Source organism: Kitasatospora sp. NPDC043949 (assembly GCF_056435365.1).
In genome coordinates, this window is record NZ_JBWKEQ010000047.1 from 45,812 (window position 1) to 52,915 (window position 7,104).

At 73.3% G+C, this 7,104-nt stretch carries 6 protein-coding genes; 1 reads left to right on the top strand and 5 read right to left on the bottom strand.

Annotation, left to right across the window (positions count from 1 at the left end):
• Positions 1-35 precede the first annotated feature (35 nt).
• Entirely contained in the window at positions 36-1,604 is a 1,569-nt protein-coding gene (locus AC07AL_RS30065) for a class I adenylate-forming enzyme family protein (protein ID WP_363587045.1), read from the top strand.
• A gap of 56 nt (positions 1,605-1,660) precedes the next feature.
• Here the strand turns inward: AC07AL_RS30065 and AC07AL_RS30070 are convergent, their stop codons facing one another.
• From AC07AL_RS30070 to AC07AL_RS30090, 5 genes are all read right to left on the bottom strand, one after another.
• The gene (locus AC07AL_RS30070; protein WP_363587044.1) at positions 1,661-2,518 is read right to left on the bottom strand and encodes an arylamine N-acetyltransferase family protein; all 858 of its coding nucleotides are present in this window, start codon (positions 2,516-2,518) and stop codon (positions 1,661-1,663) included.
• Positions 2,519-2,553: 35 nt separating this feature from the next.
• On the bottom strand, positions 2,554-4,485 hold the full coding sequence (locus AC07AL_RS30075; protein ID WP_478318896.1) for an anthranilate synthase family protein: 1,932 nt from the start codon (positions 4,483-4,485) through the stop codon (positions 2,554-2,556).
• Positions 4,482-5,111, bottom strand: a complete 630-nt coding sequence (locus AC07AL_RS30080) for an isochorismatase family protein (RefSeq protein ID WP_478318898.1) — start codon at positions 5,109-5,111, stop codon at positions 4,482-4,484. The genes AC07AL_RS30075 and AC07AL_RS30080 overlap by 4 nt, the downstream gene beginning before the upstream one ends.
• Positions 5,112-5,153: 42 nt before the next feature.
• Positions 5,154-5,924, bottom strand: coding sequence for a 2,3-dihydro-2,3-dihydroxybenzoate dehydrogenase (locus AC07AL_RS30085; RefSeq protein ID WP_363587042.1), 771 nt, complete (start codon positions 5,922-5,924; stop codon positions 5,154-5,156).
• Between the two features lie 122 nt (positions 5,925-6,046).
• The coding region (locus AC07AL_RS30090) for a 3-deoxy-7-phosphoheptulonate synthase (protein WP_478318900.1) at positions 6,047-7,104 on the bottom strand (1,058 nt) is incomplete at its 5' end.

The following is a 7,104-nucleotide window of genomic DNA, read 5'->3' on the forward strand; positions in this document are numbered from 1 at the left end:
GAGCGATCCGCGACCAACCGAAGGGGAAGAGGAGCATGTTCCTGCAACGCGTCGGCAATCGAGGCATCCGGCTGGGCACGGTCTGGGACCGCGCGGCCGCCCGTCACCCGGCGAGCCCGGTCTACCTCGACCACGACCTCGACATCGCCCCGGAGCTGGGCCGGCGGGTCACCCTGACCGAACTCGCCGACCTGGTCGATGACTTCGCCGCCCGGTTGTGGGCTTCCCAGGTCCGCCCCGGCTCGCACGTGGTGATCCACAAGTCGGACAGCTTCGACATCTCCCTGCTCGCCTACAGCGTCGCCCGGGTCGGCGGGGTACCGGTGCTGCTGTCCCCGAAGCTGGACGGCGCCACCGTCGCCCGCCTGCTGGGGCGACTGTCCCGGCCGACGCTGCTCACCGACGCGGCGAAGCTGGAGCAGGCACTCCCGTCCGAGGTGTTCGACCTGACCGAGCGGGTGCTGGTGGCCACCGGGGAGTTCCCGGGCGCGACCGCGCTGGCCGGGCTGGCCGGGGTCGAGCGGGTGGCGCCGGTGACCATGCCGCAGGACCGGCCGGCCCTGATCACCCACACCTCGGGCACCACCGGCCTGCCCAAGCTCGCCGTCCAGACCGGCATCACGATCCAGGCCCGCTGCCGCCCGCAGTCGGTGCTGCTCGCCCCGGTCGGGCGGCACGAGCCGATCGCCGTGCACGTCTCCTTCGTCCACTCGCGGATGATCAGCGGGGCCGCGCTGTTCGCGCTGCGCGGCCATCCCATGATCATCCTGCGGGACGACGAGCCGGAGCACGTCGCGAAGCTGTTCGCCCGGATCCCCCCGGGGGTGATCGAGTCCCACCCCAACACCCTGCTGAGCTGGGAGGTCCTGGCGGACCACCCGGCGAAGCCGCTGGCCAAGGTCCGCTGCTTCAGCAACACCTTCGACGCCATCCACCCGCGCACGGTCGACACCCTGCTGGGCGCGTCCGAGCGCAGCCTGCCGTTCTTCGCCCAGACGTACGGGCAGAGCGAGACCGGCGCCATCGCCGCCCGCACCTACACCCGGCACCGCCGCAGCGGCGCCGACGGCCGCTGCGTCGGGCGGACCTTCCCCGGGATGACCGAGGTCCGGGTGGTCAGCCGGGACGGCCGGCCGGTGGCCAAGGACTCCCCCGGCCACATCGAGGTGCGCAGCGGCGGGCAGATCGTCACCTACTTCGGCGAACGGGAGCGCTTCGAGGGCCAGTTCTCGCGGGACGGCTGGTGGCGGATGGGCGACCTCGGCTACCGCACCCGGTGGGGCTGCCTGCATCTGCTGGACCGCGAGGTCGACGAGATCCCGGGGATCAACAGCACCCTGGACCTGGAGGACAAGCTGTTCACCCGGCTGCCCGAGCTGCTGGAGGTGATCATCGTGCCCGGCGGGGACAAGGCCCCGGTGCCCGTGGTCTGCACCCGGGACGACCAGCCGCTCGACCTCGCCCGCTGGAACCGCGCGGTGGCCGGCCTGCCCACGCTGGCCCCGCCGGTGCAGCGCCGGCTGGACGAACTGCCGCACACCGCCACGACCAAGGTGAAGCGGCTGGAGCTGGCCAGGGAGCTGGCCGCGGCCGAGGAGGCCTGAGCCGAGGAAGGCGTCGGCCCCGGCGGTGTCGTGAGACCCGCCGGGGCCGACGCGTGTCAGGAGGAGCCGATGGCCGGCAGGCTCCGCAGGACGGACCGCAGGTCCCCGGGCCCGAGCCGGACACCGAAGTCCTCCGCGAGGACGGTGGCGTACCGCTCGTCGGTGAGGTCCGCGGCCTCCGTCGTGCCGTCGGCGCGGCCGACGACCAGCCGCCGGCCGTCGAGGGAGAGCCGGCGCTGCGACGTGATCTTGGACAGGTAGGCCCGGCCGGTGAACGGGGAGCGCTCGTGGGTGGAGGTGTAGTGGTTCATCACCACGCAGTCGACCTGGTGCAGCGGCAGGCCCGTCTCGAACCGGTAGAGCGGCAACCACCCGTCGGGACAAAGGAGTTCGAGCACCCAGCAGTCCGGCTCCGAGCCGACCCGGCGGAGCCGGTGAGTCCAGCCGTCGGGCTCGGCCAGGGCGCCGTCGGTCAGCGGCAGCGGCTCCAGCGGCCCCTTGTCGCCGAAGCCGACGTCGGCGAGGAAACGCGCCTGGCCGACCGTCACCAGCAGCACCAGGTGGGTGCGTGGCAGCGGTCGGCCGGCGTTCAGCAGGGCGCGGGCGGCGAGCCTGGTGACCTGGAAGCCCAGGCGTTCCAGCACCGCGGCGAAGAGCAGGTTCTGTTCGAAGCAGTAGCCGCCGCGGCCGCCGGCGACCAGCTTGGCCTGGACGCGGTCCAGGTCGAGCGGGACGCCGCGGCCGAGCGGGATGTCGAGGTTCTCGAACGGGAGGGCCAGCAGGTGGGCGCGGTGCAGCCGGCGCAGCGTCCCGGGTTCGGGGGGCAGCGGACCGGAAACGCCCGTGCGGGCCAGGTAGGCCCCGACGTCGAGCAGTTCCGCTCCCCATTCGCCGGTGGCGCGGTCATCGCCCATCCTGTCGGCCCCTCTCCCGTGCGGTCTCCCGGAGACTACCCGGCAAGGATCGCCCCGGCACGGAGGACCTCGGCGATCAGGCCGCCGACGATCCGGGGGCCGTCCTGGGTGAGCACCGACTCGGCGTGGAACTGCATGGACGCGAAGTGCGGGCCGCGCAGGGCGTGCACCTCACCGGTCTCCCGGTCGCGGACGGCCTCGATGGTGCCGACGCCGTCCACGTCGACCGTGTCGTGCGGGCTGACGGCGGCGAAGGTGTTGTAGAAGCCCACCCGCTCACGAGCGCCGAACAGGTCGATCTCGCGCTGGACACCCTGGTTGGGGACGTCCCGGCGGCGCAGCGGCAGGCCGAGCAGGGTCGACAGCACCTGGTGACTGAGGCAGACCGCGACGAACGGGCGCCGCCGGGCGAGCAACTCGGCCACCGCGGCGCGCAGACTGGCGATCTTGGGGTGGTCGGCCTGCCGCGGGTCGCCCGGCCCCGGGCCCATCACGACCAGGTCGAAGCCGTCGAAGGCGTAGTGCTCGTCGAACCGACGAATCGTCACTTCAAGCCCGAGTGACTGGAGTTGGTGGCCGATCATGGCGGTGAAGGTGTCCTCGGCGTCGATCACGAGCACCCGGCGCCCGGCGAATTCGGCGAGCCGCCGGCCGCGGTCCGCGTCCTCGGCCAGCCAGAAATCCGAGATGACGGTGTTGCGCCGCTCCAGCGCGGCCCGTACCCGGGGGTGGCCGGCGAAGGTGCGCGGGCCTCCGGCTTCCAGCGCGGCCAGCAGCCCGGCCGCCTTGGCCCTGGTCTCGGCGACCTCGGAGGCCGGGTCGGAGTGGCGCACCAGGGTGGCGCCGACCCCGATCCGGATCCGGCCGGCGGTGTCGATGTCGGCGGTGCGGATCAGGATCGCGGAGTCCATCGTGCGCCCGCCGCGCTCGTCCCGGCCGATCAGCGCGGCCACGCCGCTGTAGTAGCCGCGCCCGGCGGGCTCGTAACGGCGGATGACCCGGGCGGCGCTCTCCAGCGGGCTGCCGGTGACGGTCGGGGCGAACATCGTCTCGCGGAGGATCTCGCGCGGGTCGCGGTCGGTTCGGCCCTCGATGAGGTACTCGGTGTGCGCGAGCCGGGCCATCTCCTTGAGGTACGGGCCGACCACCCGGCCGCCGCCCTCGCAGATCCGGGCCATCATCTTGAGCTCCTCGTCGACCACCATGTAGAGCTCGTCGGCCTCCTTGCGGTCGGCGAGGAAGTCCATCACGCCGGCCAGGGTGGGGCCGGAGGGCGGGTAGCGGTAGGTGCCGCTGATCGGGTTCATCACGGCGACGCCGTCGGCCAGGCTGATGTGCCGCTCGGGGCTGGCGCCGACGAAGGTCCGCTCCCCGGTGTGCACGACGAAGATCCAGTAGGCGCCCGCCTCGCGCTCGGTCAGCCGGCGGAAGAAGGCCAGCGCGGCGCGCAGGGTGTAGTCACTGATCTCGGCCAGGAAGGTGCGGCGGACGACGAAGTTGGCGCCGACGCCCTGCCCGATCTCCTCGGCGACCACCCGGCGGACGATGTCGGCGTACTCCTCGTCGCCGAGGTCGAAGCGGGCGCCGGTCAGCTCGGTGGGCCGGTCCGGGATCAGCGCCAGCGCTTCGCCGAGGTCGACGGTGGCGTGCTCGGTCACCGTCATGGCGAGCAGCGGGGCACCGTCGTCCCGGGCCTCGAAGCCGCGCTCGGCGATCTGCCGGTACGGGACCAGGACCAGGACCTCCGGGCCCGGGCGGCCGGGCTCGGGGCCCAGCGGGACACCGTCCAGCGTGTCCGCGGTGGCGACCTCGCCGAACAGGACGTCCAGCGTGCCCGGGCCGGTGGTCTCGGGCCGGTGCAGGAGGGCGAAGGCGGGCGGCCGCTCCGCGAGCACCCGGCGCAGCAGCTCCTCGGTCGTCCGGTCCGTCGTCCGCCCGCTCGCCCGGCCCGTCGTCCGGTCGGTCATGCGAAGGTCTCCTTGGCGGTGATCAGCATCGCGCAGCGCGCGGCGGCGTACTCCAGGGCGAGCCGGTGGTGGGCGGCGGAGAAGTCCGCGACGGCGTCGGCGACCAGGAACGGCCGGATGTCGTTGGTGAAGGCGTCGACGGCCGTCATCAGTACGCCCACGTGGGCGTACACGCCGCACAGGATCAGCTGGTCGCGGCCCTCCTCGCGCATCCGCTGGAGCAGGTCGGAGCGGAAGAAGGCGCTGTAGCGCCACTTGGTGAGCAGCCAGTCGCCGGGGGCCGGGGCGAGCGACTCGACGACCTCGCGGTCGACCGGGTCCATCCGCATCCCGGGGCCCCAGAAGTCCAGCAACAGCCCGCGCTGTTCGGTGGTCATGCCGCCCGGCTGGGCGGTGTAGGCGACCGGCACGCCGAGCTCGGCGGCCTGGCGGCGCAGCAGGGCGGCGTTGTGCAGCAGCTCCCGGCCGGGTGCCTCGTCCGCCGGGAAGGGGCGCAGGAAGTAGCGCTGCATGTCGTGCACGAGCAGCACCGCGCGGTCCGGGCGGACGGTCCACGACACGATGTTGTCGGGCAGCTCGCCCGCGGTCGGCATCGGATAGGGCTCGATGGTCGGAATGCCTGCCATGCGGTGGACTCTCCTGGGGGAATGGTGAGTTGGGCGGGCCGGTCAGGCGCCGAGGCCGGCGCCGCCGTCGACGGTGAGGTCGTGCAGGGTGATGTGGCCGGCCGCGTCGGAGAGCAGGAAGAGCACGGCGGCGGCGATGTCGGCAGGGCTGGCCAGCTTGTTGAGCGGGATGCCGACCCGGAAAGCGTCCGCGCGACCGTGCAGGGTGCCCTGCGGGCCGGACTCGTCGTGCCACATCGAGGTGAGCATCGGGGTGTCGGTGGATCCGGGGGCGACGAGGTTGCAGCGGATGCCGTACCTGGCGACCTCCAGGCCGAGGCTCTTGGTGAACATCGTCGCGGCGGCCTTGGAAGCGGCGTAGGCGGCCATCTCGGTGCGCGGGGTGCGGGCGGCGTTGGAGGCGACGGTGACGATGGCGCCGCGCCCGCGCGGGATCATCCGGTCGACCACCGCGCGGGACACGTGGAAGACGCCGTTGACGTTGACCGCGAAGGTGGCCGTCCAGTCCTCGACGGAGAAGTCCCGGACCTCGCCGAGGCGCAGCACCCCGGCGGCGTTCACCAGTTGGTCCACCGGCCCGAGTTCGCGCTCCACCCGGTCGACGAGCAGGTCGACGGCGCGGTGGTCGCTGACGTCCACCGGGTAGGCCTCGGCCCGCAGGCCCTCCTCGGCGAGGGCGGCCACGGTCTTGCGCAGGCCCTCCTCGTCGCGGTCCGCCGCGGCCACCGCGGTGCCCTGTTCGGCCAGGGCGCGGACCACGGCCGCGCCGATGCCGCCTGCTGCCCCGGTGACCAGGGCGATCGTGTTCGTCACTGCCGGACCTCCCTCGGGGCCGACGCGTGGCCGGCCCGTTGCTCTCGGTTGCTCTCGGTTGCTCGGTTGCTCTCGGTTGCTCTCGGTGTGGTGGTGTGTGGCGCCGTTCCGGGCCCGGCGGGTCAGCCCTCCCAGGCGGAGACCACGGTGATGGCCTGGCCGGGGTTGAGCCGGGGATCGCAGAAGCTGGTGTACTTGTCGCCGACGTGCGCCACCCCGGAGGCGTCGTGGGCGCACTCGGTGACGTCGTCGGGCGTGGTCTCCAGGTGCAGGCCGCCGGCCACGCCGCCCTCGGAGCGGACGGCGTACTGGAAGTGCTGGATCTCCCGGACGACGGTCTCCACGAAGCGGGTCTTCAGCCCACCGGGCGTGGTGACGGTATTGCCGTGCATCGGGTCGGTGAGCCAGATGACCGGGTGGCCGGCCTCCCGGACGGCCCTGACCAGCGCGGGCAGCCGGTCGGCGACGACCTCGGCGCCCATCCGGGCGATCAGGGTCAGCCGCCCGGGCTCGCGGTGCGGGTCGAGCCGCGCGCACAGCTCCAGCAGTTCCTCGGGTGCCATGCCGGGTCCCACCTTGCACGCGACCGGGTTGGCCACGGACGCGAGCATCGTGACGTGGGCGCCGGCCACGTCGCGGGTCCGCTCGCCGATCCACGGCCAGTGTGTGGACGTCAAGAGGCTTTCGGTGTAACCGATCTGACGGATCATCGGAATTTCGTAGTCGAGCAGCAGCGCCTCGTGGCTGGTCCACACCGGCGGGCTGAGCGGCGAGCGACGGTCCGGATCCGACCAGCCGAGGTGGGTCATCGCCTCGGCCGCCGCCCAGTAGCAGCCGAGCAGCCGCCGCGGGTCGGGGCGGCGCAGCTCCGGGTCGGGTTCGGGGCTGTTGACCAGGTGGCCGCGGAAGACCGGGATCTCCAGGCCCCCGACGAACTCGGTCGGCTTGGAGCGGGGCTTGGCGAACTGGCCGGCCATCCGGCCGACCCGGACCACCGGCCGGTGGGTGGCCATCGTGACGATGCCGGCCAGGACGTCCAGCAGGCCGGTCTTGGGGGGGGGGGGGGGGGGGGGGGGGGGGGGCGGGGGGTCGGGGGGGGGGGGGGGGGGGGGAGGCGTGGGGGGGGGGGAAGGGGTTTGTGACAAAAGGGAGGGGCCTGTCCCCCGCTGTGCGTCTCTTC

Coding starts and splice junctions, on each gene's coding strand:
- AC07AL_RS30065 (WP_363587045.1), top strand. CDS start 36: ATGTTCCTGCAACGCGTCGGCAATCGAGGCATCCGGCTGGGCACGGTC.
- AC07AL_RS30070 (WP_363587044.1), bottom strand. CDS start 2,518: ATGGGCGATGACCGCGCCACCGGCGAATGGGGAGCGGAACTGCTCGAC.
- AC07AL_RS30075 (WP_478318896.1), bottom strand. CDS start 4,485: ATGACCGACCGGACGACGGGCCGGGCGAGCGGGCGGACGACGGACCGG.
- AC07AL_RS30080 (WP_478318898.1), bottom strand. CDS start 5,111: ATGGCAGGCATTCCGACCATCGAGCCCTATCCGATGCCGACCGCGGGC.